Origin of the sequence: Micromonospora sp. MP36, assembly GCF_008119785.1 — a bacterium.
Lineage (GTDB): Bacteria > Actinomycetota > Actinomycetes > Mycobacteriales > Micromonosporaceae > Micromonospora.
Map to the genome: position 1 here is coordinate 471083 of NZ_VSFA01000001.1, position 26345 is coordinate 497427.

39 protein-coding genes are annotated in these 26345 nt (G+C 69.4%); 38 read left to right on the top strand and 1 reads right to left on the bottom strand.

The window, feature by feature from the left end; genetic code table 11:
- The first annotated feature begins 270 nt into the window (after positions 1-270).
- From FXF52_RS02205 to truA, 38 genes are all read left to right on the top strand, one after another.
- Positions 271-693 carry a hypothetical protein gene (locus FXF52_RS02205; RefSeq protein WP_148793713.1) on the top strand — a complete coding sequence of 141 codons (423 nt, stop codon included), beginning with the start codon at positions 271-273 and terminating at the stop codon, positions 691-693.
- A gap of 534 nt (positions 694-1227) precedes the next feature.
- Complete coding sequence (gene rpsL / locus FXF52_RS02210) at positions 1228-1602, top strand: 30S ribosomal protein S12 (RefSeq protein ID WP_007465318.1); 375 nt, start codon at positions 1228-1230, stop codon at positions 1600-1602.
- 1 nt (position 1603) lies between these two features.
- Positions 1604-2074: a 30S ribosomal protein S7 gene (rpsG, locus tag FXF52_RS02215; protein WP_077938296.1), complete on the top strand. Its 471-nt coding sequence runs from the start codon at positions 1604-1606 to the stop codon at positions 2072-2074.
- A 75-nt stretch (positions 2075-2149) separates the two neighbouring features.
- Positions 2150-4246, top strand: coding sequence for an elongation factor G (gene fusA, locus FXF52_RS02220; RefSeq protein WP_148793463.1), 2097 nt, complete (start codon positions 2150-2152; stop codon positions 4244-4246).
- Positions 4247-4469: 223 nt separating this feature from the next.
- Positions 4470-5663 (top strand): elongation factor Tu, encoded by a 1194-nt coding sequence (gene tuf / locus FXF52_RS02225; RefSeq protein WP_148793465.1) that lies wholly within the window; start codon positions 4470-4472, stop codon positions 5661-5663.
- 354 nt (positions 5664-6017) lie between these two features.
- The gene (gene rpsJ, locus FXF52_RS02230; RefSeq protein WP_007073037.1) at positions 6018-6326 is read left to right on the top strand and encodes a 30S ribosomal protein S10; all 309 of its coding nucleotides are present in this window, start codon (positions 6018-6020) and stop codon (positions 6324-6326) included.
- An 11-nt stretch (positions 6327-6337) separates the two neighbouring features.
- The gene (gene rplC / locus FXF52_RS02235) at positions 6338-7003 is read left to right on the top strand and encodes a 50S ribosomal protein L3 (protein ID WP_148793467.1); all 666 of its coding nucleotides are present in this window, start codon (positions 6338-6340) and stop codon (positions 7001-7003) included.
- On the top strand, positions 7000-7650 hold the full coding sequence (gene rplD / locus FXF52_RS02240; protein WP_148793469.1) for a 50S ribosomal protein L4: 651 nt from the start codon (positions 7000-7002) through the stop codon (positions 7648-7650). The genes rplC and rplD overlap by 4 nt, the downstream gene beginning before the upstream one ends.
- A complete protein-coding gene (gene rplW / locus FXF52_RS02245; RefSeq protein WP_073834931.1) occupies positions 7647-7949 on the top strand; it encodes a 50S ribosomal protein L23 in 303 nt (100 codons plus the stop codon). The genes rplD and rplW overlap by 4 nt, the downstream gene beginning before the upstream one ends.
- 12 nt (positions 7950-7961) lie before the next feature.
- Complete coding sequence (gene rplB, locus FXF52_RS02250) at positions 7962-8801, top strand: 50S ribosomal protein L2 (protein ID WP_148793471.1); 840 nt, start codon at positions 7962-7964, stop codon at positions 8799-8801.
- 15 nt (positions 8802-8816) lie between these two features.
- Entirely contained in the window at positions 8817-9098 is a 282-nt protein-coding gene (rpsS, locus tag FXF52_RS02255) for a 30S ribosomal protein S19 (RefSeq protein WP_007073032.1), read from the top strand.
- Positions 9099-9138: 40 nt separating this feature from the next.
- A complete protein-coding gene (gene rplV / locus FXF52_RS02260) occupies positions 9139-9594 on the top strand; it encodes a 50S ribosomal protein L22 (protein WP_073834929.1) in 456 nt (151 codons plus the stop codon).
- Positions 9594-10463: a 30S ribosomal protein S3 gene (gene rpsC, locus FXF52_RS02265; protein WP_148793473.1), complete on the top strand. Its 870-nt coding sequence runs from the start codon at positions 9594-9596 to the stop codon at positions 10461-10463. The genes rplV and rpsC overlap by 1 nt, the downstream gene beginning before the upstream one ends.
- A gap of 3 nt (positions 10464-10466) precedes the next feature.
- Entirely contained in the window at positions 10467-10892 is a 426-nt protein-coding gene (gene rplP / locus FXF52_RS02270) for a 50S ribosomal protein L16 (protein ID WP_148793475.1), read from the top strand.
- Entirely contained in the window at positions 10892-11128 is a 237-nt protein-coding gene (rpmC, locus tag FXF52_RS02275) for a 50S ribosomal protein L29 (protein WP_007073028.1), read from the top strand. Before rplP ends, rpmC begins: the two co-directional genes overlap by 1 nt.
- Positions 11125-11400, top strand: coding sequence for a 30S ribosomal protein S17 (rpsQ, locus tag FXF52_RS02280; protein WP_088991889.1), 276 nt, complete (start codon positions 11125-11127; stop codon positions 11398-11400). Before rpmC ends, rpsQ begins: the two co-directional genes overlap by 4 nt.
- Positions 11401-11498: 98 nt before the next feature.
- Complete coding sequence (gene rplN / locus FXF52_RS02285) at positions 11499-11867, top strand: 50S ribosomal protein L14 (RefSeq protein WP_007073026.1); 369 nt, start codon at positions 11499-11501, stop codon at positions 11865-11867.
- Positions 11864-12184, top strand: coding sequence for a 50S ribosomal protein L24 (gene rplX, locus FXF52_RS02290; RefSeq protein ID WP_172896341.1), 321 nt, complete (start codon positions 11864-11866; stop codon positions 12182-12184). The genes rplN and rplX overlap by 4 nt, the downstream gene beginning before the upstream one ends.
- Positions 12184-12753: a 50S ribosomal protein L5 gene (gene rplE, locus FXF52_RS02295; protein WP_073834925.1), complete on the top strand. Its 570-nt coding sequence runs from the start codon at positions 12184-12186 to the stop codon at positions 12751-12753. The genes rplX and rplE overlap by 1 nt, the downstream gene beginning before the upstream one ends.
- 1 nt (position 12754) lies before the next feature.
- On the top strand, positions 12755-12940 hold the full coding sequence (locus FXF52_RS02300) for a type Z 30S ribosomal protein S14 (protein ID WP_007073023.1): 186 nt from the start codon (positions 12755-12757) through the stop codon (positions 12938-12940).
- Positions 12941-13010: 70 nt separating this feature from the next.
- Entirely contained in the window at positions 13011-13418 is a 408-nt protein-coding gene (gene rpsH / locus FXF52_RS02305; protein ID WP_013288624.1) for a 30S ribosomal protein S8, read from the top strand.
- A 16-nt stretch (positions 13419-13434) separates the two neighbouring features.
- Positions 13435-13977: a 50S ribosomal protein L6 gene (gene rplF / locus FXF52_RS02310; RefSeq protein WP_148793477.1), complete on the top strand. Its 543-nt coding sequence runs from the start codon at positions 13435-13437 to the stop codon at positions 13975-13977.
- Positions 13974-14363 carry a 50S ribosomal protein L18 gene (gene rplR, locus FXF52_RS02315; RefSeq protein ID WP_073834923.1) on the top strand — a complete coding sequence of 130 codons (390 nt, stop codon included), beginning with the start codon at positions 13974-13976 and terminating at the stop codon, positions 14361-14363. The genes rplF and rplR overlap by 4 nt, the downstream gene beginning before the upstream one ends.
- A gap of 33 nt (positions 14364-14396) precedes the next feature.
- Positions 14397-15011: a 30S ribosomal protein S5 gene (gene rpsE / locus FXF52_RS02320; RefSeq protein WP_073834922.1), complete on the top strand. Its 615-nt coding sequence runs from the start codon at positions 14397-14399 to the stop codon at positions 15009-15011.
- Positions 15011-15193 (top strand): 50S ribosomal protein L30, encoded by a 183-nt coding sequence (rpmD, locus tag FXF52_RS02325; RefSeq protein ID WP_013473693.1) that lies wholly within the window; start codon positions 15011-15013, stop codon positions 15191-15193. The genes rpsE and rpmD overlap by 1 nt, the downstream gene beginning before the upstream one ends.
- On the top strand, positions 15193-15636 hold the full coding sequence (rplO, locus tag FXF52_RS02330) for a 50S ribosomal protein L15 (RefSeq protein WP_148793479.1): 444 nt from the start codon (positions 15193-15195) through the stop codon (positions 15634-15636). Before rpmD ends, rplO begins: the two co-directional genes overlap by 1 nt.
- 232 nt (positions 15637-15868) lie before the next feature.
- The gene (secY, locus tag FXF52_RS02335; RefSeq protein ID WP_148793481.1) at positions 15869-17197 is read left to right on the top strand and encodes a preprotein translocase subunit SecY; all 1329 of its coding nucleotides are present in this window, start codon (positions 15869-15871) and stop codon (positions 17195-17197) included.
- Positions 17198-17851 (top strand): adenylate kinase, encoded by a 654-nt coding sequence (locus FXF52_RS02340; protein ID WP_073834919.1) that lies wholly within the window; start codon positions 17198-17200, stop codon positions 17849-17851.
- Between the two features lie 89 nt (positions 17852-17940).
- Positions 17941-18792 (top strand): type I methionyl aminopeptidase, encoded by an 852-nt coding sequence (gene map, locus FXF52_RS02345; RefSeq protein ID WP_148793483.1) that lies wholly within the window; start codon positions 17941-17943, stop codon positions 18790-18792.
- A gap of 620 nt (positions 18793-19412) precedes the next feature.
- The gene (locus tag FXF52_RS02350) at positions 19413-19952 is read left to right on the top strand and encodes a DUF1707 domain-containing protein (protein ID WP_187413283.1); all 540 of its coding nucleotides are present in this window, start codon (positions 19413-19415) and stop codon (positions 19950-19952) included.
- A 284-nt stretch (positions 19953-20236) separates the two neighbouring features.
- Complete coding sequence (gene infA, locus FXF52_RS02355) at positions 20237-20458, top strand: translation initiation factor IF-1 (RefSeq protein ID WP_007073013.1); 222 nt, start codon at positions 20237-20239, stop codon at positions 20456-20458.
- A 93-nt stretch (positions 20459-20551) separates the two neighbouring features.
- A complete protein-coding gene (rpmJ, locus tag FXF52_RS02360; protein ID WP_073834917.1) occupies positions 20552-20665 on the top strand; it encodes a 50S ribosomal protein L36 in 114 nt (37 codons plus the stop codon).
- Positions 20666-20924: 259 nt separating this feature from the next.
- Complete coding sequence (gene rpsM / locus FXF52_RS02365) at positions 20925-21305, top strand: 30S ribosomal protein S13 (protein WP_091262776.1); 381 nt, start codon at positions 20925-20927, stop codon at positions 21303-21305.
- Positions 21306-21323: 18 nt separating this feature from the next.
- Positions 21324-21731, top strand: coding sequence for a 30S ribosomal protein S11 (rpsK, locus tag FXF52_RS02370; RefSeq protein ID WP_007073011.1), 408 nt, complete (start codon positions 21324-21326; stop codon positions 21729-21731).
- A 14-nt stretch (positions 21732-21745) separates the two neighbouring features.
- Complete coding sequence (gene rpsD / locus FXF52_RS02375; RefSeq protein ID WP_073834915.1) at positions 21746-22372, top strand: 30S ribosomal protein S4; 627 nt, start codon at positions 21746-21748, stop codon at positions 22370-22372.
- Positions 22373-22470: 98 nt separating this feature from the next.
- A complete protein-coding gene (locus FXF52_RS02380) occupies positions 22471-23493 on the top strand; it encodes a DNA-directed RNA polymerase subunit alpha (RefSeq protein WP_007073009.1) in 1023 nt (340 codons plus the stop codon).
- A gap of 34 nt (positions 23494-23527) precedes the next feature.
- Positions 23528-24079 carry a 50S ribosomal protein L17 gene (gene rplQ / locus FXF52_RS02385; protein WP_148793485.1) on the top strand — a complete coding sequence of 184 codons (552 nt, stop codon included), beginning with the start codon at positions 23528-23530 and terminating at the stop codon, positions 24077-24079.
- A 74-nt stretch (positions 24080-24153) separates the two neighbouring features.
- Positions 24154-24987, top strand: a complete 834-nt coding sequence (gene truA / locus FXF52_RS02390) for a tRNA pseudouridine(38-40) synthase TruA (RefSeq protein ID WP_148793487.1) — start codon at positions 24154-24156, stop codon at positions 24985-24987.
- Between the two features lie 78 nt (positions 24988-25065).
- Here the strand turns inward: truA and FXF52_RS02395 are convergent, their stop codons facing one another.
- Complete coding sequence (locus FXF52_RS02395; RefSeq protein ID WP_255471698.1) at positions 25066-26256, bottom strand: hypothetical protein; 1191 nt, start codon at positions 26254-26256, stop codon at positions 25066-25068.
- Positions 26257-26345: the final 89 nt, after the last annotated feature.

Below are 26345 nucleotides of genomic sequence, written 5' to 3' on the forward strand. Positions count from 1 at the left end.
TCCTGGCCGCCGGCCGGGCCGTATCCGCCCCCCGGGCAGCAGCCCACGCCGCCCGGGCTGTACCCGCCCGTCCGGCCGTCGGCCCCGGGTGCCGCACCGGGCCAGCCGCCGGCTCCGCCCGGCGTTCCGCCCCACCACCGGGGGTATGCCCTGCCGACGGGACCCGGGCCGCAGTGGGGCCCGCCGCCGCGTGTCGACGGATGGACACCGCCCGGGGCGTACCCGGGAAATGTGCCGGCTGGCGGCGGTGAGTGGGCGGCCCCGGGCAGCGTGCCGCCGCCCCCGCAGGAGGCCCCGCGCCCGCCGAAGCGGGTCGACCCGGTCCCCGGCACCCCGTTCGGTGTGGTCCATCTGGACGTGCCCCCGGTGGCCTCGGGGCTCGCCATCGGTTCACTGGTCACCGGGATCGCCTCGATCCTGGTCTCGCTGCTGGTCTTCTGCTTCGGCATCGCCGGGCCGAACTTCGGCGGAGCCTGGGCGGCCGGGGCGTTCACGGTGCTCGGCGGGCTCGCCGGCGCTGCCGCCGTCGTGGCCGGGCTGCTGGCCCGCCGGCAGATCGGGCGCCCGGCACCCCCGCCGGCGGTCCGGTTCACCGGGCGCGGACTGGCCCTGGCCGGTCTGAGCTGCGGGGGAGTGGGGCTGGCGCTCAGCCTGCTCGGGCTCGGAGTGGCGCTGGTGGTGCAACTCACGTGAGCGGTGTCCGGCGGCCGGTCCGCCGGGCTGACCAGGGGCGACCACCGCGCGAGGGGGTCCGGCGGTCGGGCGGAACCGGGGCCCCGAGGGTGATCCGTGGGGAAGCCGGTACACTTGTCACCGTAGGTGCCCGTTGCGGGCGGGCAGGGAAAGACACGATCGGCCGGTGGACCATCAGACGGGTTCGCGGACCGCTCGGTTTTGACCTGCGCGGCTGTGGTAGGTACCCTTTCCCCTTGTGCCCGGGCGCGCCCGGGCAATGCGTGCGTGCGCTGGACCCGGTCCCCGGTGATCGCGCGGCGGCACGACCAAGTCCAAGATCCGGCGTTTGGATTCTTCTGCGCCGGTGACAGAAACCCGGTACGACGTGTGAACGGCGCACCGGGGCCGTGATCCGGGCGACACGCCCGACCGCGGGTGCTGGGACCTCCGTCAGGTGGCCCTGGTTGGAATGTAGGAGAGCCGTCCACCAGGTCGGCTAACGAGCAGACAGCGCGGTCGCCTCGCAGCGGCCGAAGGGAGCGGAGAAACCCGGTGCCCACCATTCAGCAGCTGGTCCGAAAGGGCCGCCAGGCCAAGACGACCAAGACCAAGACCCCGGCGCTGAAGGGGTCCCCCCAGCGGCGCGGCGTGTGCACCCGCGTGTACACCACCACCCCGAAGAAGCCGAACTCGGCGCTGCGCAAGGTCGCTCGTGTCAAGCTCAGCAGCCAGATCGAGGTAACCGCGTACATCCCGGGTGTCGGCCACAACCTGCAGGAGCACTCGATCGTGCTCGTCCGCGGTGGCCGGGTGAAGGACCTCCCCGGCGTGCGGTACAAGATCGTCCGCGGTTCGCTGGACACCCAGGGTGTCCGCAACCGCAAGCAGGCGCGCAGCCGCTACGGCGCGAAGAAGGAGAAGAGCTGACATGCCGCGTAAGGGACCCGCTCCGCGGAAGCCGCTGGTCGCTGACCCGGTGTACAACTCGCCGCTGGTCACCCAGCTGGTGAACAAGATCCTGCTGCGTGGCAAGCGTCAGCTCGCCGAGCGCATCGTCTACGCCGCCCTCGAGGGCTGCCGGGAGAAGTCCGGCACCGACCCGGTCGTCACCCTGAAGCGGGCGATGGACAACGTCAAGCCGACCCTTGAGGTGCGCAGCCGCCGCGTCGGTGGCGCCACCTACCAGGTCCCGGTCGAGGTCCGGCCCGCCCGGGCGACCACCCTGGGCCTGCGCTGGCTGGTCACCTACTCCCGCGCCCGGCGCGAGAAGACCATGATCGAGCGGCTGATGAACGAGCTGCTGGACGCGAGCAACGGCCTTGGTGCCGCCGTCAAGCGGCGCGAGGACACGCACAAGATGGCCGAGTCCAACAAGGCCTTCGCGCACTACCGCTGGTAACACCCTGGTTCCGGCGCTCACGAGGCGCCGGAACCGCCACCAGTTGTGTCGAGACGACGATAAGTAGGGATTGAAGTGGCCGCCGCAGACGCGCTCGCCAACGTACGCAACATCGGCATCATGGCGCACATCGATGCCGGTAAGACCACTACCACCGAGCGGATCCTGTTCTACACCGGTATCACCTACAAGATCGGTGAGGTCCACGAGGGCGCTGCCGTCATGGACTGGATGGAGCAGGAGCAGGAGCGCGGTATCACCATCACTTCCGCCGCCACGAAGTGCGAGTGGAAGGGCCACACGATCCAGATCATCGACACGCCCGGCCACGTCGACTTCACGGTGGAGGTCGAGCGGTCGCTGCGGGTTCTGGACGGTGCGGTCGCGGTCTACGACGGTGTCGCCGGCGTGGAGCCGCAGACGGAGAACGTCTGGCGCCAGGCGGACAAGTACAACGTCCCCCGGATGTGCTTCGTCAACAAGCTCGACCGGACCGGTGCCGACTTCTTCCGCTGCGTGCAGATGATGATCGACCGGCTCAACGCCACCCCGCTGGTCCTCCAGGTGCCGATCGGCGCCGAGGCCGACTTCGTCGGCGTGGTGGACCTGGTCGGCATGCGCGCCCTCACCTGGCGCGGGGAGACCCAGAAGGGTGAGGACTACGCGATCGAGGAGATCCCGGCCGAGCTGGCGGACACCGCTGCCGAGTGGCGCGAGAAGCTGCTGGAGACCCTGGCCGACGTCGACGACTCGGTGATGGAGAAGTACCTCGAGGGCGAGGAGCTCTCCGTCGAGGACATCCAGGCCGGCATCCGCCGCGCCACCATCGGCGGCAAGGCCAACCCGGTCCTCTGCGGCACCGCGTTCAAGAACAAGGGCATCCAGCCCATGCTCGACGCGGTGGTCGCCTACCTGCCGTCGCCGCTGGACATCCCGGCGATCGAGGGCACGGCGACCGACGGCGAGACTCCGATGCAGCGGAAGCCGTCGACCTCGGAGCCGTTCTCGGGCCTGGCCTTCAAGATCCAGACCGACAAGCACCTCGGCAAGCTCACCTACGTCCGGGTCTACTCGGGTGTGGTCGAGTCCGGGTCCCAGGTGGTCAACTCCACCAAGGACCGCAAGGAGCGGATCGGCAAGATCTACCAGATGCACGCCAACAAGCGGGAGGAGCGCAGCTCCGCCAAGGCTGGCGACATCATCGCGGTCCAGGGCCTGAAGCAGACCACCACGGGTGACACGCTGTGCGACCCGGCGAACCCGGTCATCCTGGAGTCGATGACCTTCCCGGAGCCGGTCATCGAGGTCGCCATCGAGCCGAAGACCAAGGCCGACCAGGAGAAGCTCAGCACCGCCATCCAGCGGCTGGCCGAGGAGGACCCGACCGTCCGCGTCAAGCTGGACGAGGAGACCGGCCAGACGGTCATCTCCGGCATGGGCGAGCTGCACCTGGACATCCTGGTCGACCGGATGCGCCGCGAGTTCAACGTCGAGGCGAACATCGGTAAGCCGCAGGTGGCGTACCGCGAGACCATCCGCCGCACGGTGGAGAAGGTCGAGTACACCCACAAGAAGCAGACCGGTGGTTCCGGCCAGTACGCCCGGGTCATCATCAGCCTGGAGCCGCTGCCGCTGGACAACGACTCGCCGACCTACGAGTTCGCGAACGCCGTCACCGGTGGTCGTATCCCCCGGGAGTTCATCCCCTCGGTGGACGCGGGCGCCCAGGACGCCATGCAGTACGGCATCCTCGCCGGCTTCCCGCTGGTGGGTGTCAAGCTGACGTTGGTGGACGGTCAGTACCACGAGGTCGACTCGTCCGAGATGGCGTTCAAGATCGCCGGTTCGATGGCGCTGAAGGAGGCGGCCCGCAAGGCCGACCCGGCGCTGCTCGAGCCGATGATGGCCGTTGAGGTCACCACTCCTGAGGAGAACATGGGTGACGTCATCGGCGACCTCAACTCCCGCCGTGGCATCATCCAGGCGATGGAGGAGCGCGGCGGTGCCCGCGTCGTCCGCGCCCTGGTGCCGTTGTCGGAGATGTTCGGCTACGTCGGCGACCTGCGGTCGAAGACCCAGGGCCGGGCTAGCTACAGCATGCAGTTCGACTCCTACGCCGAGGTTCCGCAGAGCGTGGCGAAGGAGATCATCGCCAAGGCGACTGGTGAGTGACGCTCACCTGAGCTGATCCGATGAGCCGGGACTGGTCGCGGGAGGGATCTCCCGCCCGCGGCCACCTCGGGCGAGTTGTGTGAATCCGGGCCTGTAGGCTTCATCGCCGCAGAACCCACAAAGGCTCTCCGGCCGTCAGGTCGGAAAGGCTGTCGACAGAGTCCTAAGCGCCGACCTGGCGCGCCGGGGCGAACGAACCAAGAAAGTCCACAGGAGGACACCAGTGGCGAAGGCGAAGTTCGAGCGGACTAAGCCGCACGTCAACATCGGCACCATTGGTCACATCGACCACGGTAAGACGACGCTGACGGCGGCCATCACCAAGGTCCTGCACGACCAGTACCCGGACCTGAACCCGTACACGCCGTTCGACGAGATCGACAAGGCGCCGGAGGAGAAGGCCCGCGGCATCACGATCTCGATCGCGCACGTCGAGTACCAGACCGAGGCGCGTCACTACGCGCACGTCGACTGCCCCGGTCACGCCGACTACATCAAGAACATGATCACCGGTGCCGCCCAGATGGACGGCGCGATCCTGGTGGTGGCGGCGACCGACGGCCCGATGCCGCAGACCCGCGAGCACGTGCTGCTGGCCCGTCAGGTCGGCGTGCCGTACATCGTCGTGGCGCTCAACAAGAGCGACATGGTCGACGATGAGGAGCTCCTGGAGCTCGTCGAGCTCGAGGTCCGCGAGCTGCTCTCCTCGCAGGAGTACCCGGGTGACGACCTGCCGGTCGTCCGGGTCTCGGCGCTGAAGGCCCTCGAGGGCGACCCGGAGTGGACCGGGAAGCTCATGGACCTGATGAACGCCGTCGACACCGCGATCCCGCAGCCGGAGCGCGAGACCGAGAAGCCGTTCCTCATGCCGATCGAGGACGTCTTCACCATCACCGGTCGCGGTACCGTGGTCACCGGCCGCGCCGAGCGCGGCATCCTCAAGCCGAACGAGGAGGTGGAGATCGTCGGTATCCGCGAGAAGTCGCAGAAGACGGTCTGCACCGGCATCGAGATGTTCCGCAAGCTGCTCGACGAGGCCCGCGCGGGCGAGAACGTCGGCCTGCTGCTCCGCGGCATCAAGCGCGAGGACGTCGAGCGCGGCATGGTCGTCATCAAGCCGGGCACCACGACCCCGCACACGGAGTTCGAGGCGACGGTCTACATCCTCTCCAAGGAGGAGGGTGGCCGCCACACCCCGTTCTTCCAGAACTACCGTCCGCAGTTCTACTTCCGGACCACGGACGTCACCGGTGTCGTCACGCTGCCCGAGGGCACCGAGATGGTCATGCCGGGCGACAACACCACGATGACCGTGAAGCTGATCCAGCCCATCGCGATGGAGGAGAACCTCAAGTTCGCGATCCGGGAGGGTGGCCGTACGGTCGGCGCGGGTCGCGTCACCAAGATCATCAAGTGAGCTGGGTAACCCCGATTAGCGTCGCCGCCGGTCGTGCGGCATACTAGTCAGGTTGCGTAACGACGGTCAGTCGCCTGCGTCCGGTGTCTGCTGGACCTCCGGGTGACCGACAGTCTCGCGTAGGGTGGTTGATCGCCCCTGGCGGTCAACCACCCTCGCGCGGCGTCCAGGTCGCGGTAACGCGATCGGCGCCATGACCCACCGCGTGGTCGGAGAACCGCTTCGGAGTCCCGGGGCGGAGCCCGGCCCACGGGCGCGACACGCCCGACCGCGGGGGTCGGCGGAAGTGGGCCTGTGCCAGCCGGTGCAGGCGCCCGCAACACAGCGGCATCGAGAGAAGGAACAGAAGCCACCATGGCGGGACAGAAGATCCGCATCCGGCTCAAGGCCTATGACCACGAGGTCGTCGACTCCTCGGCTCGGAAGATCGTCGAGACGGTGACGCGTACCGGGGCGCAGGTCGCTGGCCCGGTGCCGCTGCCCACGGAGATCAACCGTTTCTGCGTTATCCGCTCGCCGCACAAGTACAAGGACTCGCGCGAGCACTTCGAGATGCGCACGCACAAGCGTCTGATCGACATCATCGACCCGACCCCGAAGACGGTCGACTCGCTCATGCGCCTCGACCTGCCGGCTGGCGTCGACATCGAGATCAAGCTGTAGGGACCGGACAAATGGACAGGCAAGTCAAGGGGATCCTGGGCGCAAAGCTCGGCATGACCCAGGTCTGGGACAACAACCGCGTTGTCCCGGTGACCGTGGTTCAGGCCGGCCCGTGCGTCGTGAGCCAGGTTCGTAGCGCCGACAAGGACGGTTACTCCGCGGTCCAGCTGGCGTACGGGGCCATCGACCCGCGCAAGGTCAAGAAGCCGATCGCCGGGCACTACGCCAAGGCGGACGTCGCGCCGCGCCGGCACATCGTCGAGCTGCGCACCGTCGACGCCGCGGACTACTCGCTGGGCCAGGAGGTCACGGTCGAGGAGTTCCCGGCCGGCGTCACCATCGACGTCACCGGCAAGACCAAGGGCAAGGGCTACGCCGGCCCGATGAAGCGGCACGGCTTCCACGGTCTGCGCGCCAGCCACGGTGTCGAGCGCAAGCACCGCTCGCCGGGCTCGATCGGCGCGTGCGCGACCCCGGGTCGCGTCTTCAAGGGCACCCGGATGGCGGGTCGGATGGGTGGCGTGCGCTACACCGTCCAGAACCTGACCGTCCAGGCGGTCGACACCGAGAACAACCTCCTGCTCGTCCGTGGTGCCATCCCCGGCCCCAAGGGCGCGCTGGTCCTGGTCCGTACCGCGGCCAAGACCAAGGTGAAGAAGGGCGGTGCGGCCAAGTGACCACCGTTGACGTCCTCAGCGTCGAAGGCACCAAGAGCGGCTCGGTCGAGCTGCCGGCCGACATCTTCGACGCCCAGGCCAACATCGCGCTGATGCACCAGGTCGTGGTGGCTCAGCTCGCGGCGGCCCGGCAGGGCACGCACAAGGCCAAGACCCGCGGCGAGGTCTCCGGTGGAGGCAAGAAGCCGTACAAGCAGAAGGGCACCGGTCGTGCCCGCCAGGGCTCGACCCGCGCGCCGCAGTTCGCCGGCGGTGGCGTGGTCCACGGCCCGGTGCCGCGCGACTACAGCCAGCGCACCCCGAAGAAGATGAAGGCCGCCGCCCTGCGTGGCGCCCTCTCCGACCGGGCCCGCGCCGGCCAGGTGCACGTCGTCGAGGCGTTCGTCTCGGGCGAGAAGCCGTCGACCAAGGCCGCGCTGGCCACGCTGGCGAAGCTGACCGACGCCCGGCGCGTCCTGGTCGTGCTGAGCAGCACCGACGAGCTGAACTGGGTGTCGCTGCGCAACGAGCCGCGGGTGCACCTGATCGAGGCCGGCCAGCTCAACACGTACGACGTGCTGGTCGCCGACGACGTGGTCTTCACCAAGGAGGCCCTGGACGAGTTCCTGGGCGTTCCCGCCGAGACCACCGAGGAGGGTGGCAAGTGAGCACGATCGCCGATCCGCGCGACATCATCGTCGCGCCGGTCGTCTCGGAGAAGAGCTACAGCGAGCTGAACCGCAACTGGTACACCTTCCTGGTGCACCCGGACGCGAACAAGACCGAGATCAAGATCGCGATCCAGCAGATCTTCAACGTCCGCGTCCTGACGGTCAACACGCTCAACCGTGAGGGCAAGCGCAAGCGCACCAAGACCGGCTTCGGTCAGCGCAAGGCCACCAAGCGGGCGATCGTGAAGCTGGCTGACGGTGACCGTATCGAGGCCTTCGGCGGCCCGGTCAGCTGAGGGGTGTAGACAATGGCTATCCGTAAGTACAAGCCGACGACGCCGGGCCGGCGTGGCTCGAGCGTCGCCGACTTCGCCGAGATCACCCGGTCGACGCCCGAGAAGTCGCTGCTTGCTCCGCTGCCGAAGAAGGGCGGTCGCAACGCCCACGGCCGGATCACCACGCGGCACCACGGTGGCGGCCACAAGCGCCAGTACCGTCTGATCGACTTCAAGCGGGTCGACAAGGACGGCGTGCCGGCGAAGGTCGCCCACATCGAGTACGACCCGAACCGCACCGCGCGGATCGCGCTGCTGCACTACGCCGACGGCGAGAAGCGCTACATCATCGCGCCGAAGGACCTGAAGCAGGGCGACGCCGTCGAGTCGGGCCCGAGCGCCGACATCAAGCCGGGCAACAACCTGCCGCTGCGCAACATCCCGGTCGGCACCACGATCCACAACGTGGAGCTGCGCCCGGGCGGTGGCGCCAAGCTGGCCCGCTCGGCCGGCGTCGGCATCCAGCTGCTCGGCCGTGAGGGCGCGTACGCGACCCTCCGCATGCCGTCCGGTGAGATCCGGCGGGTCGACGTGCGCTGCCGCGCCAGCATCGGCGAGATCGGCAACGCCGACCAGTCGAACATCAACTGGGGTAAGGCCGGCCGGATGCGGTGGAAGGGCAAGCGCCCGACCGTCCGTGGTGTCGCGATGAACCCGGTCGACCACCCGCACGGTGGTGGTGAGGGTAAGACCTCCGGTGGTCGCCACCCGGTCAACCCGCAGGGTAAGCCCGAGGGCCGCACCCGTCGTAAGGGCCAGCCGAGCGACCGGCTGATCGTCCGCCGCCGCTACGCCACCCGCAAGCGCGGCTAACAGGAGAGCTGACAGATGCCTCGCAGCCTGAAGAAGGGCCCGTTCGTCGACGACCACCTGCTCAAGAAGGTGGAGACGCAGAACGACAAGGGCTCGAAGAACGTCATCAAGACCTGGTCGCGGCGCTCGACGATCATCCCCGAGATGCTCGGGCACACGATCGCCGTGCACGACGGACGCAAGCACGTCCCCGTGTTCGTGACCGAGGCCATGGTCGGGCACAAGCTCGGCGAGTTCGCGCTGACCCGCACGTTCAAGGGTCACGAGAAGGACGACCGGAAGAGCCGCCGGCGCTGACGCCGCGGGCATACGGATAGAGGAACAAGGGGTTACAGCGATGCCAGGAAAGGGCGACGCTCCGGTGCTTCCGGGCGCGCGGGCGGTTGCGCGGCACGTGCGCATCTCGCCGATGAAGGCGCGCCGGGTGGTCAACCTCGTCCGCGGCCTGCCCGCGAAGGAGGCGCTCACGGTGCTGCAGTTCGCGCCGCAGGCTGCGAGCGAGCAGGTGTACAAGGTGCTCGCGAGCGCGATCGCCAACGCGGAGAACAACGAGCGGCTGGACCCCGACGCGCTGCTCGTCAGCGAGGCGTTCGTCGACGAGGGCCCGACCATGAAGCGGTTCCGGCCGCGGGCGCAGGGCCGGGCGTACCGGATCCGCAAGCGCACCTGCCACATCACCGTGGCGGTCGAGGCGGTGGCGCCGGCCGCGCCGAAGAAGTCGGCGAAGAAGGCCGCCCCGGCCAAGCAGGCCGAGGCCGCCGAGGGGCAGAGCACGACGGAGGGTGCCGAGTAATGGGTCAGAAGGTTCACCCCACTGGGTTCCGGCTCGGCATCTCGACCGACTGGAAGTCCCGCTGGTTCGCGGACAAGCTCTACAAGGACTACATCGGCGAGGACGTCAAGATCCGCCGGATGATGTCCAAGGGCCTGGAGCGCGCCGGTATCTCCAAGGTCGACATCGAGCGCACCCGGGACCGGGTCCGCGTCGACATCCACACCGCCCGGCCGGGCATCGTCATCGGCCGTAAGGGTGCGGAGGCCGACCGGATCCGGGGCGAGCTGGAGAAGCTCACCGGCAAGCAGGTTCAGCTGAACATCATCGAGGTGAAGAGCCCCGAGTCGGACGCGCAGCTGGTCGCCCAGGGCGTCGCCGAGCAGCTGTCCAGCCGGGTCAGCTTCCGTCGGGCCATGCGCAAGGCGATGCAGTCCGCGATGAAGAACCCGGTCTGCAAGGGCATCCGGGTGCAGGTCTCGGGCCGTCTCGGTGGCGCCGAGATGAGCCGGACCGAGTTCTACCGCGAGGGCCGGGTTCCGCTGCACACGCTGCGGGCCAACATCGAGTACGGCTTCTTCGAGGCGCGTACCACCTTCGGCCGGATCGGCGTGAAGGTCTGGATCTACAAGGGCGACGCCGTCCCGGGCCGGGAGGCTCCGGCCGAGGCCGGTCCGTCCCGCCCGCGCCGTGAGCGCGGCGAGCGTCCCGAGCGGCCGCGCCGCGGCCGGTCGGGTTCGTCCGGCACGACTGCCGGTGGCACCGAGGCCGGCCGGGCTGCCGCGACCACCATCGCGCAGCAGGCCGAGACGCCGAGCGGCGAGCCGATCGACAGCGGTGCTGTCGCCGCGGCTGCTTCGACTCCGGCAGAAACGCAGCAGGAGGGCTGACAGATGCTGATGCCGCGCAAGCCCCCGAAGGGCTTCCGCAAGCCGCACCACCCGGACCGCCACGGCGCGTCCAAGGGTGGCAACCGGGTGGTGTTCGGCGAGTTCGGGATCCAGGCTCTCGAGCCGGCGTACGTGACCAACCGTCAGATCGAGGCGGCGCGTATCGCGATGACCCGGCACATCAAGCGTGGTGGCAAGGTCTGGATCACGATCTTCCCGGACCAGGCCATCACCAAGAAGCCGGCGGAAACCCGGATGGGTTCCGGTAAGGGTTCGCCCGAGTGGTGGGTCGCCAACGTCAAGCCGGGTCGGGTCCTCTTCGAGATGTCCTTCCCCAACGAGCAGATCGCGCGAGAGGCGATGCGTCGCGCGATCCACAAGCTCCCGATGAAGTGCCGCATTGTTACGCGCGAAGTGGGTGAATCCTGATGGCAGCGGGCGTCAAGGCCTCCGAGCTGCGTGAGCTCTCCGAGGAGGAGCTGGTCACGAAGCTGCGTGAGGCGAAGGCGGAGCTGTTCAACCTCCGCGTGCAGGCCGCAACCGGGCAGCTGGACAACAACCGGCGGCTGCAGGTCATCCGTCGGGAGATCGCCCGGATCTACACGATCATGCGTGAGCGTGAGCTGGGTCTCTCGGCCGCGCCGACTGAGGTGACTGCATCATGAGTGAGAACACCACCGCCACCGCGCGGGCCCGCCGCAAGGTGCGTGAGGGCCTCGTGGTCAGCGACAAGATGGAAAAGACCGTCGTGGTCGAGGTCGAGGACCGGGTCAAGCACGCGCTGTACGGCAAGATCATGCGCCGGACCAGCAAGCTCAAGGTCCACGACGAGCAGAACTCCGCCGGGATCGGCGACCGGGTCCTGATCATGGAGACCCGGCCGCTGTCCGCCACCAAGCGGTGGCGGCTCGTGGAGATCCTCGAGAAGGCCAAGTAGCGAAGGCTCGAGCTCGGCCGGCATCGGTCGGGCGCAGGTTCCGCCAGGCTCCGGCCGCCTGTGGGCGGCCGGAGAACCGGCAGACATAGGAGATAGACGTGATTCAGCAGGAGTCGCGACTGCGCGTCGCCGACAACACGGGTGCCCGGGAGATCCTGTGCATCCGGGTTCTCGGTGGCTCCGGTCGGCGCTACGCGAGCATCGGCGACGTCATCGTGGCCACGGTCAAGGACGCGATCCCCGGTGCCGGTGTGAAGAAGGGCGACGTCGTCAAGGCCGTCGTCGTTCGCACCGCCAAGGAGAAGCGGCGGCCGGACGGCTCGTACATCCGCTTCGACGAGAACGCCGCCGTCATCATCAAGGACGGTGGGGACCCGCGCGGTACCCGTATCTTCGGCCCGGTGGGCCGCGAGCTGCGGGACAAGCGGTTCATGAAGATCATCTCTCTCGCGCCGGAGGTGTTGTGACCGTGAAGGTCAAGAAGGGCGACACGGTCGTCGTCATCGCCGGCAAGGACAAGGGCGCCAAGGGCAAGGTCATCGCGGCCTACCCGCGGCAGGACAAGGTCCTGGTCGAGGGCGTGAACCGGGTCAAGAAGCACACCCGCATCAGCACCACCCAGCGTGGCGCCAAGACCGGTGGCATCGTCACCCAGGAGGCCCCGATCCACGTCTCGAACGTGCAGGTCCTGGACTCCGACGGCAAGCCGACCCGCGTCGGTTACCGGATCGACGAGAACGGCCAGAAGGTCCGCATCGCGCGTAGCACCGGTAAGGACCTGTGATGACCACGGCTACCGAAACCAAGACCATGCCGCGCCTCAAGGAGCGGTACCGCAACGAGATCGTGGCGGAGCTGCAGAAGCAGCACAACTACGGCAACCCCATGCAGGTGCCGCGGTTGGTCAAGATCGTCGTCAACATGGGTGTCGGCGAGGCCGCTCGGGACGCCAAGCTGATCGACGGCGCGGTCCGCGACCTGGCCACCATCACCGGCCAGAAGCCGCAGGTGCGGCGGGCGACCAAGTCCATCGCGCAGTTCAAGCTTCGTGAGGGCATGCCGATCGGCGCGAAGGTCACCCTGCGCGGCGACCGGATGTGGGAGTTCCTGGACCGGCTGCTGTCCATCGCGCTGCCGCGTATCCGCGACTTCCGCGGCCTCGACGGGCGCAAGCTCGACGGGCACGGCAACTACACGTTCGGTCTGACCGAGCAGTCGGTGTTCCACGAGATCGACCAGGACAAGATCGATCGCCAGCGGGGCATGGACATCACGGTGGTCACGACCGCCACGACCGACGACGAGGGCCGGGCGCTGCTCAAGCTCCTGGGCTTCCCGTTCAAGGAGAACTGAGATGGCCAAGAAGGCGCTGATCCTCAAGGCGGCCGCGAAGCCGAAGTTCTCGGTTCGCGCGTACACCCGCTGCCAGCGGTGCGGGCGTCCGAAGGCGGTCTACCGCAAGTTCGGTCTCTGCCGGGTGTGTATCCGGGAGATGGCCCACCGCGGTGAGCTGCCCGGCGTGTCCAAGGCTTCCTGGTAATAGCTATTGCTCTTCGCCGTAGGCCCCGGGCGTGCCCGGGGAACCGCGGCGAGAAAGGCTGACGAATTCCATGACGATGACCGACCCGATCGCAGACATGCTCACGCGTCTGCGTAACGCCAACCAGGCGTACCACGACCGGGTGACGATGCCCTACTCGAAGATCAAGGCGAACATCGCCGAGGTCCTCAAGGCCGAGGGTTACATCGCCACCTGGTCGGTCGAGGAGCCCGAGGAGGGCGCCGTCGGCAAGCGACTGGTCGTCGAGCTGAAGTACGGCCAGAACCGGGAGCGGAGCCTGGCCGGCATCAAGCGCGTGTCCAAGCCCGGTCTGCGGGTTTACGCCAAGTCGGACGGGCTCCCGCGGGTGCTCGGCGGGCTGGGTGTGGCGATCATTTCGACGTCCCAGGGGCTGCTCACCGACCGGCAGGCCCGCAAGCGGAGCGTTGGCGGGGAAGTCCTCGCCTTCGTCTGGTAACGGGAGACAGGTAGAAATGTCGCGTATTGGACGTAAGTCGATCCCGGTGCCAGCCGGCGTCGACATCACGATCGACGGCCAGACCGTCAAGGTCAAGGGCCCGAAGGGCGAGCTGACCCACGTCCTCGCCGAGCCGATCACGGCGGAGCGGGGCGAGGACGGTGCGCTGCACGTCAACCGGCCGAACGACGAGCGCAAGGCCAAGGAGCTGCACGGCCTGAGCCGTACGCTGGTCGCCAACATGATCGTCGGCGTGACCGAGGGCTACCGCAAGAGCCTCGAGATCGCCGGCACCGGTTACCGCGTCACCGCCAAGGGCAAGGACCTGGAGTTCGCGCTCGGGTTCTCGCACCCGGTGCTGGTGCCGGCGCCGGAGGGCATCACCTTCACGGTGGAGCGGCCGACGCTGTTCCACGTGGCCGGCATCGACAAGCAGCAGGTCGGCGAGGTTGCCGCCAACATCCGGAAGATCCGCCCGCCGGAGCCCTACAAGGGCAAGGGCGTCAAGTACCAGGGCGAGGTCATCCGCCGCAAGGCTGGAAAGGCAGGTAAGAAGTGAGCGCCACGCTGCTCAAGCGCCGCCGCGGCGTCGCCGCCAAGCGTGCCGTCGGGCGTGCGCGTCGGCACTTCCGGGTCCGCAAGAACATCAGCGGCACCGCCGAGCGTCCCCGCCTGGTCGTCACCCGCTCCCTGCGGCACATCGTCGCCCAGATCGTGGACGACACCAAGGGTCACACCCTGGCGTCGGCCTCGACCCTGGACGCCTCGCTGCGCGGCGCCGAGGGCGACAAGAGCGCCCTGGCCGGCAAGGTCGGCGCCCTGCTCGCCGAGCGGGCCAAGGCCGCCGGCATCTCGAAGGTCGTCTTCGACCGCGGTGGCAACCGGTACGCGGGGCGGGTCGCCGCGCTTGCCGACGCCGCCCGCGAAGCCGGGCTCGAGTTCTAGAAACCCCGTCACGAGAGAGAAGGAAGGCTGCTGATGCCAGGTCAACAGCGCCGTGGCGGCGGGTCCGGTGGCAACGAGGGTGGTCGCCGCGACAACCGCCGTGAGGGCGGCCGCGGAAACGCGCCCGTCGAGAAGACCCCGCACCTCGAGCGGGTCGTCGCGATCAACCGCGTCGCCAAGGTCGTGAAGGGTGGTCGTCGCTTCAGCTTCACCGCCCTGGTGATCGTGGGCGACGGCGACGGCACCGTCGGCGTGGGCTACGGAAAGGCCAAGGAGGTGCCCGCGGCGATCGCCAAGGGTGTCGAGGAGGCCAAGAAGCACTTCTTCAAGGTGCCGCGGATCGGTGCCTCGATCCCGCACCCGGTGCAGGGCGAGGACGCGGCCGGCGTGGTGCTGCTCAAGCCGGCCTCGGCCGGTACGGGCGTCATCGCCGGTGGTCCGGTGCGTGCCGTGCTGGAGTGCGCGGGCATCCACGACGTGCTCTCCAAGAGCCTCGGCTCGTCCAACCCGATCAACATCGTGCACGCCACGGTGGCGGCCCTGAAGGCGCTCGAGTCGCCGGAGGCGGTCGCGGCCCGTCGTGGTCTGCCGGTCGAGGACGTCGCGCCGGCCGCGATGCTGGCGTCCCGGGCGGGGGTGGCGTCCTGATGGCGCGCCTGAAGGTCACCCAGGTCCGGTCCGAGATCGGGACCAAGAAGAACCAGCGTGACTCGCTGCGTTCGCTCGGTCTCAAGCGGATCAACGACGTGGTGGTCAAGGAGGACCGGCCGGAGATCCGGGGCATGATCTTCACGGTCAACCACCTCGTGAAGGTCGAGGAGGTCGAGTAATGACGATCAAGGTCCACCACCTGCGCCCGGCGCCGGGGGCCAAGACCGAGAAGACCCGCGTGGGTCGCGGTGAGGGCTCCAAGGGCAAGACCGCCGGCCGCGGTACCAAGGGTTCGAAGGCCCGGAAGAACATCTCGCCGGCGTTCGAGGGTGGGCAGATGCCCATCCACATGCGCCTGCCGAAGATGAAGGGCTTCAAGAACAAGTTCAAGGTCGTCTTCCAGGTGGTCAACCTGGACCGGCTCGCCGAGCTCTTCCCGAACGGCGGCCAGGTCGGCCCGGTCGAGCTGGTCGAGGCCGGCGCGGTCCGCAAGGGCCAGCCGGTCAAGGTGCTCGGCACCGGCGACCTCGGCGGAGTGGCGCTCCAGGTGTCGGCGCACGCGTTCAGCGCGTCGGCCAAGGAGAAGATCACCGCTGCCGGTGGCTCGGTCACCGAGCTGTAAGGCACGACACATGGCGCCCGCTCAGTTCCGCGTGACTGGGCGGGCGCCATGGTCTACCTGGCGAATGTGCGCCGGGTAACATCGGATTCGTTTTATGTAGCCGGGCACATCTGCCCGGACCGGGATCGGGCTGTTAGAGTCCCATCCCAGCTATGGATATCGGGCACTCGCCCGGCACCCACCCCGCTCCGCCAGTGATCACCGGCGGCCCGCGTCGCGCAGGAGGAAGAAGTTGCTGTCCGCCTTTCTCAGTGCGTTCCGAACGCCTGACCTGCGCAAGAAGCTGCTGTTCACAGTAGGCATCATCGCGGTCTACCGGCTCGGCGCCACCCTGCCCAGCCCCGGCGTCTCGTACGGCAACGTGCAGAAGTGCCTCGACGCCATCCAGGGCGGCGGCACCGGCGTGCTGAACCTGCTGGACCTCTTCAGCGGTGGCGCGCTGCTCCAGCTCTCGGTCTTCGCGCTGGGCATCATGCCCTACATCACCGCGTCGATCATCCTGCAGCTGCTGACCGTGGTCATCCCGCGGCTGGAGCAGCTCCGCAAGGAGGGTCAGGCCGGCCAGGCGAAGATCACCCAGTACACCCGCTACCTGACGCTGGGCCTGGGCATCCTCCAGTCCTCGGCGTTCGTGGCGCTGGCCCGCTCCGGGCAGCTCTTCCAGAACCGCTGCGACCAGTGGCCGATCGTCCCGCGGGACACCGGCATCCCGGACTGGCTGACCCTGGGCATCCTGGTCATGACCATGACCGCCGGCACCGGCGTGGTGATGTGGCTCGGCGAGCTGATCACCGACCGCGGCGTCGGCAACGGCATGTCCGTCCTGATCTTCACCTCGATCGCCGCCCGGCTGCCCAGCGAGGGCTGGAAGATCAAGACCACCAAGGGCTGGGGGATGTTCCTCCTCGTCATCGCCCTAGTCCTGCTGGTCATTACCGCGGTCACCTTCATCGAGCAGGCCCAGCGCCGGATCCCGGTGCAGTACGCCAAGCGCATGATCGGCCGGCGGATGTACGGCGGCACCTCCACCTACATCCCGCTGAAGGTGAACCAGGCCGGTGTCATCCCGGTCATCTTCGCCTCGTCGCTGCTCTACCTGCCGCAGCTCGCGCTCCAGTTCTTCGACCAGACCAACCCGGGCAAGACCCAGGCCTGGATCCAGAACCACATCGTGAAGGCGAGCGCGCCGGAGCACATCGCGATCTACTTCCTGCTGATCATCTTCTTCACGTACTTCTACGTGTCGATCACGTTCAACCCGACCGAGGTCGCGGACAACATGAAGAAGTACGGCGGCTTCGTGCCGGGCATCCGCCCCGGCAAGCCGACCGCCGAGTACCTCGACTTCATCCTCAGCCGGATCACCCTGCCGGGTGCGCTCTACCTGGGCATCATCGCGATCCTGCCGAACTTCTTCTTCATCTGGCTCGACAACCAGCAGTTCCAGAACTTCCCGTTCGGCGGCACCGCTGTGCTCATCATGGTCGGCGTCGGTCTGGAGACCGTGAAGCAGATCGAGAGCCAACTCATGCAGCGGAACTACGAAGGGTTCCTGCGGTAGATGCGACTCGTTCTGGTTGGCCCGCCGGGCGCGGGCAAGGGCACACAGGCGGAGTTCATCGCCGCTCACCTGTCGGTGCCGAAGATCTCGACCGGGGACATCTTCCGGGCGAACGTCTCCCAGGGCACGCCGCTGGGCGTCGAGGCGAAGCGATACATGGACGCCGGCAAGCTGGTCCCGGACGAGGTCACCATCAACATGGTGCGGGACCGGCTCGCCGAGCCGGACGCCAGTGAGGGCTTCCTGCTCGACGGCTTCCCGCGTACCACCCCGCAGGCCGCCGCGCTGGACAAGCTCCTCGCCGACCTCGGCACCGCGCTGGACCTGGTGCTGGAACTGGTCGTCGACGACGACGAGGTGATCCGGCGGCTCTCCGGCCGGCGCACCTGCCGGGGCTGCGGCAAGATCTGGCACGTCGAGTTCGACGCCACCACCCGTGAGGGGATCTGCGACCGCTGCGGCGCCGAGCTGTTCCAGCGGGACGACGACAAGCCGGAGACCATCGCCGCCCGGCTCCGGGAGTACGCCGAGAAGACCGCGCCGCTGGTCGACTACTACGGCGCCCAGGGCAAGCTCGTCGGCATCGACGCGACCGGGCCGGTGGAGGACGTCACCGTCCGCGCCATCGACGCCCTCCGTTCCTACGGCGGCTGACGTCCCGCCCGCCTCCGGCGGATAGAGTGCGAGCAGCGGGGTACGTGCGACGTGCCCCGCTGTTCCGCGCAACGAAAGGTAACGCCTCCATGCGTCGTCCCCAGCTGGACATCCAGCTGAAGACCCCCGACCAGATCGAGATGATGCGGGCCGCCGGTCTGGTGGTCGCCCGCGCGCTGCGTCGGATGCGGGAGGCGGTCGCCCCCGGTGTGAGCACGGCCGACCTCGACGCGATCGCCGAGGCCACCATCCGGGAGGCTGGCGCCGTTCCGTCGTTCAAGGGCTACCACGGCTACCCGGCGTCGATCTGCTCCTCGGTCAACGAGCAGGTGGTGCACGCCATCCCGTCCTCGAAGCAGGTGCTCCGCGAGGGCGACCTGATCTCGATTGACTGCGGTGCGGTGCTCAACGGATGGCACGGCGACGCGGCGATCACGGTCGGCGTGGGCGAGGCCGACCCGGCCCTGCTGAGGATGGCCGCCGTGGCCGAGGACGCGATGTGGGCCGGCATCGCCGCCGCCGCCCGGGGCGCGGCCGGTGGGAAGGGCCGGCTCACCGACATCTCCCACGCGGTGGAGCACGCGGTCCGCAAGGCCGGCCGGTACGGCATCGTCGACGGGTACGGCGGGCACGGCATCGGTACCGAGATGCACCAGGACCCGCACGTGCTCAACCACGGGCGCCCGGGCAAGGGCCCCCGGCTGGTGCCCGGCATGGCGCTGGCGATCGAGCCGATGATCACCATGGGCTCGCCGCGTACGGTCGAACTGTCGGACGGCTGGACCGTGGTCACCCGGGACGGGTCGGTGGCGGCGCACGTCGAGCACTCGATGGCCCTGCTGGACGACGGTGTGTGGGTGCTGACCGCCGAGGACGGCGGCCGGGCCCGGCTCGGTGACCTGGTCACCGCCCGCCAGCCGGCGGACTCCCCAGCGATCTGACCGGCCCGCGTCCGGCCCGGCGTGCCCCGGCTGCCGAGTCTCCTCGCGGGTGCCCGGTGGCGCGCCGGCCGGCAGCCACGGCGTCACCACTGTCTCGGTGAGCACCGCTCCAGGCATGCCGTGCGCGTCGCTACGAACTTGATGTCGTAGACGATTCGCCGCCCGCCGCCCGCCGCCCGCCGCCCGACACCCGACACCCGACACCCGACACCCGACGCCGGAGACGATCGCGCGTGTCGTACCCGGACGGCGGAGACGAGCGCACGGGTGCCGCCCGGTGACGGCGGTGGCCACGGGGCGGTGGCCGGCGAGGGGTGCAGGCGAGCGCGCGGGCGGCGCGGGTGAGGGCGGGAGGCGACACCGCGGGCGGTGCCGCGTCGGACCGGGGCCGGAGGCGGCCACCACCCCGCCGGGCCTGGGGCTGGCCCGGCGGTGGCGATCCGGAGGATCCGTGTCGGCACTCGAACCAGGCCGATCCGTTTGCGTCAGCAGGTTCGTAGGGCGACGGCTGGGAGGTTCGCCCCCGATCGGGCGCTTGCGCCGTCCTCGTCGCCGGCCAGGGCTGGTCGATCGGAAAGGGCGTTTCCGGCAACTGGCGTGCCGATGTCATGCTTACCGTCATGGACGGGCGGAGCGGGATGCGGGCGGCCGACGCCGACCGTGAGGCCACGGCGGAGCGGCTCCGGGTGGCCCTGGAGGAGGGCCGGCTCAACCTGCACGAGTACGACGAACGACTGGGGCGGGCCTACGGCGCGAAGACGTACGGCGACCTGGCGGCGGTGCTGGCGGACCTGCCCGGGCCCCCGCCAGCGGACCGGTCGGCCCTGGCGCCCGTGCAGCGCGGCCCCGAGCCCGCCCCGGTGTCCGCGGAGCCGCCGGTGCCGGCCGCCAGCTCGACCCGGTGGTTGATCGAAGCGTGGCTGCCCTGGCTGCGGGTGGCGGCGATCCTGACCGCGGTCTGGCTGCTCTCCTGCCTCGGCTCGGGGGAACTTGTCTTCTACTGGCCGGTCTGGGCGCTCGGCCCGTGGGGTGCCGTGCTGCTGATGCGTACCGCGGGCGGCCTGGCCACCGGCGAGCCCCGCCGCGCGGCGGGGCGCCGGGAGCGGCGCCGGGCCCGCCGGGAGGCCCGGCGGCAGGCGGGCGACGCGGGGGATCGGTAGCGGCAGCCGCCGCGGCGCGGCAGCGGTGTGGCCGGCGTCACGGCAGGTCGGCGTGGCTTGACGAATTTCCCCGGCCGGTGGTCGGATGCGCGGCCGGTTTGGCGGCGGCGCGCAGGCGGGCGTACACTTTCTGATCGGCGCACAGCGTCCACTCCGGCATGCCCACCCCGCGCTTCGGTGGGAGCTGGAGCCGCGGCTGGCGCGGGTTTCCTGATCTTGATCAGTTCACCCGTGTAAGACGTTGTGGGCCGTCCGGAGCAACCGACGTCAGGACAGCGGAGGACATGCCGAAAAAAGACGGAGCCATCGAGATCGAGGGTCGGGTCATCGAGCCCCTGCCGAACGCCATGTTCCGCGTGGAGCTCGCGAACGGCCACAAGGTGCTGGCTCACATCAGCGGCAAGATGCGGCAGCACTACATCCGCATCCTGCCGGAGGACCGGGTCGTCGTCGAACTCTCGCCGTACGACCTGACCCGCGGGCGCATCGTCTACCGCTACAAGTAAGCCTGACGACGGCCGGGACGTCCCCGTGTCCGTCTTCGACGTCCGGCGTCGCGCCTCGTCGCGCCTCCGGGCCAGATGGGAAGTAAGGCAACCGTGAAGGTCAAGCCGAGCGTCAAGAGGATCTGCAACAAGTGCCGGGTGATCCGCCGGCACGGCCGGGTCATGGTCATCTGCCAGGACCCGCGCCACAAGCAGCGCCAGGGCTGAACCAGTCCAACCGGTCGTGACGGCCGGTCGGATCGGTCCGGGTCGCAGATCCAGACAACACAGCACATGCTCGTCCCAGCCGCGAGCCGTACGCAGCGCGTACTCCCTCGTGGTTGACCCCCGGTCGGAGGCCGGGGCCCGCTCGGGCAGCGACCGATCCCGGTCGCCGGCGCGTGACGCCGGAAGGACAGGGACGGTCGGTAGCGGGGTGGGACGGGTCCACACCTCCGCCACAACATCACGAGGAGTACGCCCGCACATGGCACGTCTAGTCGGCGTGGACCTCCCCCGCGACAAGCGGATGGAGATCGCGCTCACCTACATCTTCGGGGTCGGTCGCACCCGTGCCCTGGAGACGCTCGCCGCCACCGGTATCTCGCCGGACAAGCGCGCTCGGGACCTCACGGACGAGGAGCTCGTGCAGCTCCGCGACCACATCGAGGCCAACTACCAGGTTGAAGGTGACCTTCGCCGCGAGGTCGCCGCTGACATCCGCCGCAAGGTCGAAATCGGCTGCTACGCCGGTATCCGGCACCGCCGGGGCCTGCCCGTCCGTGGCCAGCGGACCAAGACCAACGCGCGGACCCGAAAGGGCCCGAAGCGGACCGTGGCCGGCAAGAAGAAGCCCGGCAAGAAGTAACTAGGAGCGCACAGACTTATGCCACCGAAGGCTCGTGCCGGAGCCGCCGTCAAGAAGGTCCGGCGCAAGGAACGCAAGAACGTCGCCCACGGGCAGGCGCACATCAAGAGCACCTTCAACAACACCATCGTGTCCATCACGGACCCGACCGGTGCGGTCATCTCCTGGGCCTCCGCGGGCCAGGTGGGCTTCAAGGGCTCCCGCAAGTCGACTCCGTTCGCCGCGCAGTTGGCCGCCGAGGCCGCCGCGCGTCGGGCCATGGAGCACGGCATGCGCAAGGTCGACGTGTTCGTCAAGGGACCCGGCTCCGGCCGGGAGACCGCCATCCGTTCGCTGCAGGCCGTGGGCCTCGAGGTCGGTCAGATCTCCGACGTCACCCCGCAGCCGCACAACGGGTGCCGTCCGCCGAAGCGTCGCCGGGTCTGAGAGGTTAGAGAGAGATGGCTCGTTACACCGGTGCTGACTGCCGCCGTTGCCGGCGGGAGAAGATGAAGCTGTTCCTCAAGGGCAGCAAGTGCGATGGCCCGAAGTGCCCGTTCGAGTCCCGGCCGTTCCCGCCCGGGCAGCACGGCCGTGGCCGCACCAAGGAGACGGAGTACCTGCTCCAGCTCCGTGAGAAGCAGAAGGCTCGCCGGGTCTACGGCGTGCTGGAGAAGCAGTTCCGCGGTTACTACGAGGAGGCCGTGGGCAAGCAGGCCAAGACCGGTGAGGTCCTCCTGCAGATCCTCGAGTCGCGGCTGGACAACGTGGTCTACCGGGCCGGCTACGCCAAGTCCCGGGACATGGCCCGTCAGCTGGTCAAGCACGGTCACTTCACGGTGAACGGCAAGAAGGTCGACATCCCGTCGTACCGGGTCAAGGAGCACGACATCGTCGAGGTGCGTGCGAAGAGCAAGGAGCTCACCCCGTTCCTGGTGGCGCAGGGTGAGGCCGGCTCGCGGACCGTCCCGGCGTGGCTGGAGGCCATCCCGAGCCAGCTGAAGATCCTCGTGCACTCGCTCCCGGCCCGCCAGGTGATCGACACCCAGGTCCAGGAGCAGCTGATCGTCGAGCTCTACTCCAAGTAAGGGCTCGTTGCGGTGGCCCCGCCCTCCGGGGCGGGGCCACCGGAACAGTTTGTGTCGTGGGCGTCATATAGCGGGCGCCCCGGAAGAGAAGAGAAAAGATGCTCATCAGCCAGCGACCGTCTCTCTCCGAAGAGTCGATCAACGAGACCCGGTCCCGGTTCACCATCGAGCCGCTGGAGCCGGGCTTCGGCTACACCCTGGGCAACTCGCTGCGGCGCACGCTGCTGTCGTCCATCCCGGGTGCGGCGGTGACCTCGATCAAGATCGACGGTGTCCTGCACGAGTTCACCACGATCCCCGGGGTCAAGGAGGACGTGGTCGAGCTCGTCATGAACATCAAGGAGCTCTGCGTCAGCTCCGAGCACGACGAGCCGGTCAGCATGTACCTGCGCAAGCAGGGCCCGGGCGACGTGACCGCCGGTGACATCCAGCCCCCGGCCGGTGTCTCGGTGCACAACCCGGACCTGAAGCTCGCCACCCTCAACGGCAAGGGCCGGCTCGACATGGAGCTGACCGTCGAGCGGGGTCGTGGCTACGTCACGGCGGCGCAGAACAAGCAGGCGGGTGCGGAGATCGGCCGGATCCCGGTCGACTCGATCTACTCGCCGGTGCTCAAGGTGACCTACCGGGTCGAGGCGACCCGGGTCGAGCAGCGGACCGACTTCGACCGGCTGATCATCGACGTCGAGACCAAGCCGTCGATGGGCCCGCGTACCGCGCTGGCCTCGGCCGGCTCGACGCTGGTGGAGCTGTTCGGGCTGGCCCGGGAGCTGGACGAGACCGCCGAGGGCATCGACATCGGGCCGTCCCCGCAGGACGCCCAGCTGGCGGCCGACCTGGCTCTGCCGATCGAGGAGCTGGACCTCACCGTCCGCTCCTACAACTGCCTCAAGCGCGAGGGCATCAACTCCGTTGGTGAGCTGATCGGGCGTACCGAGGCGGACCTCCTCGACATCCGGAACTTCGGTCAGAAGTCGATCGACGAGGTCAAGATGAAGCTCGCCGGGATGGGCCTGGGGCTGAAGGACTCCGCCCCGAACTTCGACCCGGCGCACGTCGTGGACGCCTTCGGCGAGGCCGACTACGACACCGACGACTACCGCGAGACCGAGCAGCTCTAAGTCCGGCTGCCGCCACATCTGAGGAGCACCAACAATGCCCACGCCCACCAAGGGCCCCCGCCTCGGCGGCAGCCCCGCGCACGAGCGGCTGATGCTGGCCAACCTGGCCACCTCGCTGTTCCAGCACGGCAAGATCCAGACCACCGAGACGAAGGCCCGGCGGCTGCGTCCGCTGGCCGAGCAGCTGATCACCAAGGCCAAGCGGGGCGACCTCGCCTCGCGTCGGCGGGTGCTGGCCGTCGTCAAGGACAAGGACGTGGTCTACACCCTGTTCGACCAGATCGCGCCCCGGTACGCCAACCGCAACGGTGGCTACACCCGGATCGTGAAGACCGGCCCGCGCAAGGGTGACGCCGCTCCGATGGCGATCATCGAGCTGGTGGAGGAGCTTCAGGTCGCCGAGCCGAAGGCGAACAAGAAGACTGCCGCCCGCAAGGCCGCGCAGCAGGACAAGGTCGAGGCCCTGGCCCCGGCCGAGGAGAGCCCGGCCCCGGCCGACCAGGACTCCGAGCCGCCGGTGCACGTCTCCGGTGACACCGCCGCCGCCCGCGAGGACAGCGACGAGGCCAACGAGAACAAGGCCTGAGCAGAGGCAGCATCGTCGGGCCCGGCATCCCTCACTGGGGTGCCGGGCCCGACGCCGTCAACGGGAGGTACGAGGTGGACGAGCGGACCCGGCTGCGGCTGGACGTCTCGTACGACGGCACCGACTTCTCCGGCTGGGCCGCCCAGCCCACCCGGCGTACGGTCGCCGGGGTGCTCGTCGAGACGCTGGACCTGGTCCTCGGCGCGGGCACCGCGACCGGGTTGACCGTGGCCGGCCGCACCGACGCCGGCGTGCACGCCACCGGGCAGGTCTGCCACCTCGACCTGCCGACCGCCGTGTGGCGGCAGCACGAGGGGAGCCTGCTGCGCCGCCTGGCCCGGCTGCTGCCGCCCGACGTGCGGGTACGCGCCATGACCGAGGTGCCGGCGGACTTCGACGCCCGCTTCTCGGCCACCTTCCGCCGCTACGCGTACCGGGTCACGGACGCGCCCTGGGGTGCCGAGCCGCTGCGCCGCACCGACACCCTTTCCTGGCCGAAGCCGCTCGACCTGGCGGCGCTGAACGCCGCCGCCGCCGGCCTGGTGGGGGAGCACGACTTCGCCGCGTACTGCCGGCGCAAGGAGAACGCCACCACGCTGCGCGAGGTGACCCGGCTGGACTGGCGGCGCGACCCGGACGGGATCCTGGTCGCCACGGTGCAGGCCGACGCGTTCTGCCAGGCGATGGTGCGCAGCCTGGTCGGCGCCATGCTGGTGGCCGGGGACGGCCGTCGGCCGGTCGAGTGGCCGGCCAGCCTGCTGACCCGCCGGGAACGGTCCAGCGAGGTCACGGTGGCCCCGGCGCACGGGCTGACCCTGGTCGCCGTCGGTTACCCGGACGACCCCGCCGAGTACGCCCGCCGCGCCGACCTCACCCGCCGGCTCCGGGTCCCGGCCGTCGAGGGCTGACCGTCCCGCCGGCACCGCCGCCCGGACGTCGTACGGCCCGCCGTCCCCGGTGGGACGACGGGCCGCCGCTGTCGTCGGTCAGTTGTTCCGGGTGTTCCGCTGGGTGGTCCCGTCCTGGCCGGCGGTGTCGTCGGTCTGCGGCTGGGTGGGCTGGCTGGCCACCCCGCTGTTCGCCCGACGCTCCAGCACGCCGCGGTTCAGGTGGACCTCGATCAGGTCGTACAGGATGTCGCGCGCCTTGGCGTCGGTGGAGCTGATCCGCTGCCCGTCGGCGCGGGTGACCACGCAGTAGGCGAGGTAGTGGCCGCGTACCTGCCAGCCGACCCGGGCGGCGCCCTTGGCCACGGCCTCGGTGCTGGCGTCGACGGACATGCCCTGCAGCCGGCCCTGGCGCTCGTCAAGCAGCTGCCGCATCCGGTCCCGGGCCCGCTGGGCGCTGGCCACGTCGGTCAGGTTGAACAGGCCGGCGGTGAGCAGGTAGGCCCCGTCGGGGGAGCGGAGGGTCGCCCGGACCACCTGGTTGCAGCCGAGGCGGACCAGCAGGTCCGCGATCTCGCCGGTCGCCGCCACCGCGCAGCTGCCGCTGGACTGCGACTTGAGCACCTGGTAGGCCGGCTGGCCGCTGGTGACCACCAGCTGCCGCCCCGGGAAGACCTCCTTGGCGGTGAGCGCCGACTGGTCGGTGTCCCGGGAGTCCAGGTCCTTCCCGTCGGCCACGGCCGACTGCTCCACCGCCGGCTGCCCGGTCTGCTGACCGGCCGTCGGCGTGCCGGTCCGGTCCTGGAGCAGGGCGGCGACGGCCAGGCCGCAGAGCGCGAGCAGCACCAGCACGGCGGCACCGCCGATCAGCACCTGCCAGGTCCGGCCGCCGCCACGCTTGCGGTCGACCTGGCGGGGCTCGGACAGGTCCAGCTCGTCGACCGTAGCGGCGACCGGGGCCTCCGGAGCCGCCGCGGGTGGGCGCGACGCGGCGGTGGCCGCAGGTGGCGCCGGCCGGTGCGGTGCGGCGGCGGGCGGCGGCTGCGGCACGGTGTCCCGGGAGACGACCGCCCGACCGGATCCGGACCGGGCCGGCACCGGGGCGGGCGTGGGGGCGGGGTCGACGTCGACGGGTGGCCGGGTGCGCCGCACCGGCGGGGGCAGCGACGGGGTGGGGAAGCGGGACGGCGAGGGACCCGGCGGTGGCGGTGTCCCGGGTACGGACGGGTCCGACCCGGGCCTCGGGAACTCCAGGAAGGCGTCCTCATCGGACTCGTACCGATACACCATGTGCGTTACCCTAGGGCCCATTGTCCCTTTCGAGGGTAATTTCGGGGAAATCAAGCGAAGTGGTGTCGCATCTCTTTTTCGCCCGCCTC

Bases quoted from the DNA above. Each gene is read 5' to 3' on its own strand.
- rpsD (WP_073834915.1), top strand. From the start codon at position 21,746: ATGGCTCGTTACACCGGTGCTGACTGCCGCCGTTGCCGGCGGGAGAAG.
- rpsE (WP_073834922.1), top strand. From the start codon at position 14,397: ATGCCAGGTCAACAGCGCCGTGGCGGCGGGTCCGGTGGCAACGAGGGT.
- rplO (WP_148793479.1), top strand. From the start codon at position 15,193: ATGACGATCAAGGTCCACCACCTGCGCCCGGCGCCGGGGGCCAAGACC.
- FXF52_RS02300 (WP_007073023.1), top strand. From the start codon at position 12,755: ATGGCCAAGAAGGCGCTGATCCTCAAGGCGGCCGCGAAGCCGAAGTTC.
- rpsM (WP_091262776.1), top strand. From the start codon at position 20,925: ATGGCACGTCTAGTCGGCGTGGACCTCCCCCGCGACAAGCGGATGGAG.
- FXF52_RS02340 (WP_073834919.1), top strand. From the start codon at position 17,198: ATGCGACTCGTTCTGGTTGGCCCGCCGGGCGCGGGCAAGGGCACACAG.
- rpsC (WP_148793473.1), top strand. From the start codon at position 9,594: ATGGGTCAGAAGGTTCACCCCACTGGGTTCCGGCTCGGCATCTCGACC.
- rpsJ (WP_007073037.1), top strand. From the start codon at position 6,018: ATGGCGGGACAGAAGATCCGCATCCGGCTCAAGGCCTATGACCACGAG.
- rplB (WP_148793471.1), top strand. From the start codon at position 7,962: ATGGCTATCCGTAAGTACAAGCCGACGACGCCGGGCCGGCGTGGCTCG.
- infA (WP_007073013.1), top strand. From the start codon at position 20,237: ATGCCGAAAAAAGACGGAGCCATCGAGATCGAGGGTCGGGTCATCGAG.
- FXF52_RS02350 (WP_187413283.1), top strand. From the start codon at position 19,413: ATGGACGGGCGGAGCGGGATGCGGGCGGCCGACGCCGACCGTGAGGCC.
- rpsG (WP_077938296.1), top strand. From the start codon at position 1,604: ATGCCGCGTAAGGGACCCGCTCCGCGGAAGCCGCTGGTCGCTGACCCG.
- rplC (WP_148793467.1), top strand. From the start codon at position 6,338: ATGGACAGGCAAGTCAAGGGGATCCTGGGCGCAAAGCTCGGCATGACC.
- rplQ (WP_148793485.1), top strand. From the start codon at position 23,528: ATGCCCACGCCCACCAAGGGCCCCCGCCTCGGCGGCAGCCCCGCGCAC.
- FXF52_RS02380 (WP_007073009.1), top strand. From the start codon at position 22,471: ATGCTCATCAGCCAGCGACCGTCTCTCTCCGAAGAGTCGATCAACGAG.
- rplP (WP_148793475.1), top strand. From the start codon at position 10,467: ATGCTGATGCCGCGCAAGCCCCCGAAGGGCTTCCGCAAGCCGCACCAC.
- rpsS (WP_007073032.1), top strand. From the start codon at position 8,817: ATGCCTCGCAGCCTGAAGAAGGGCCCGTTCGTCGACGACCACCTGCTC.
- rplF (WP_148793477.1), top strand. From the start codon at position 13,435: ATGTCGCGTATTGGACGTAAGTCGATCCCGGTGCCAGCCGGCGTCGAC.
- rpsQ (WP_088991889.1), top strand. From the start codon at position 11,125: ATGAGTGAGAACACCACCGCCACCGCGCGGGCCCGCCGCAAGGTGCGT.
- rplV (WP_073834929.1), top strand. From the start codon at position 9,139: ATGCCAGGAAAGGGCGACGCTCCGGTGCTTCCGGGCGCGCGGGCGGTT.
- map (WP_148793483.1), top strand. From the start codon at position 17,941: ATGCGTCGTCCCCAGCTGGACATCCAGCTGAAGACCCCCGACCAGATC.
- FXF52_RS02395 (WP_255471698.1), bottom strand. From the start codon at position 26,256: ATGGTGTATCGGTACGAGTCCGATGAGGACGCCTTCCTGGAGTTCCCG.
- rpmD (WP_013473693.1), top strand. From the start codon at position 15,011: ATGGCGCGCCTGAAGGTCACCCAGGTCCGGTCCGAGATCGGGACCAAG.
- rpmC (WP_007073028.1), top strand. From the start codon at position 10,892: ATGGCAGCGGGCGTCAAGGCCTCCGAGCTGCGTGAGCTCTCCGAGGAG.
- rpsH (WP_013288624.1), top strand. From the start codon at position 13,011: ATGACGATGACCGACCCGATCGCAGACATGCTCACGCGTCTGCGTAAC.
- rpsK (WP_007073011.1), top strand. From the start codon at position 21,324: ATGCCACCGAAGGCTCGTGCCGGAGCCGCCGTCAAGAAGGTCCGGCGC.
- rplE (WP_073834925.1), top strand. From the start codon at position 12,184: ATGACCACGGCTACCGAAACCAAGACCATGCCGCGCCTCAAGGAGCGG.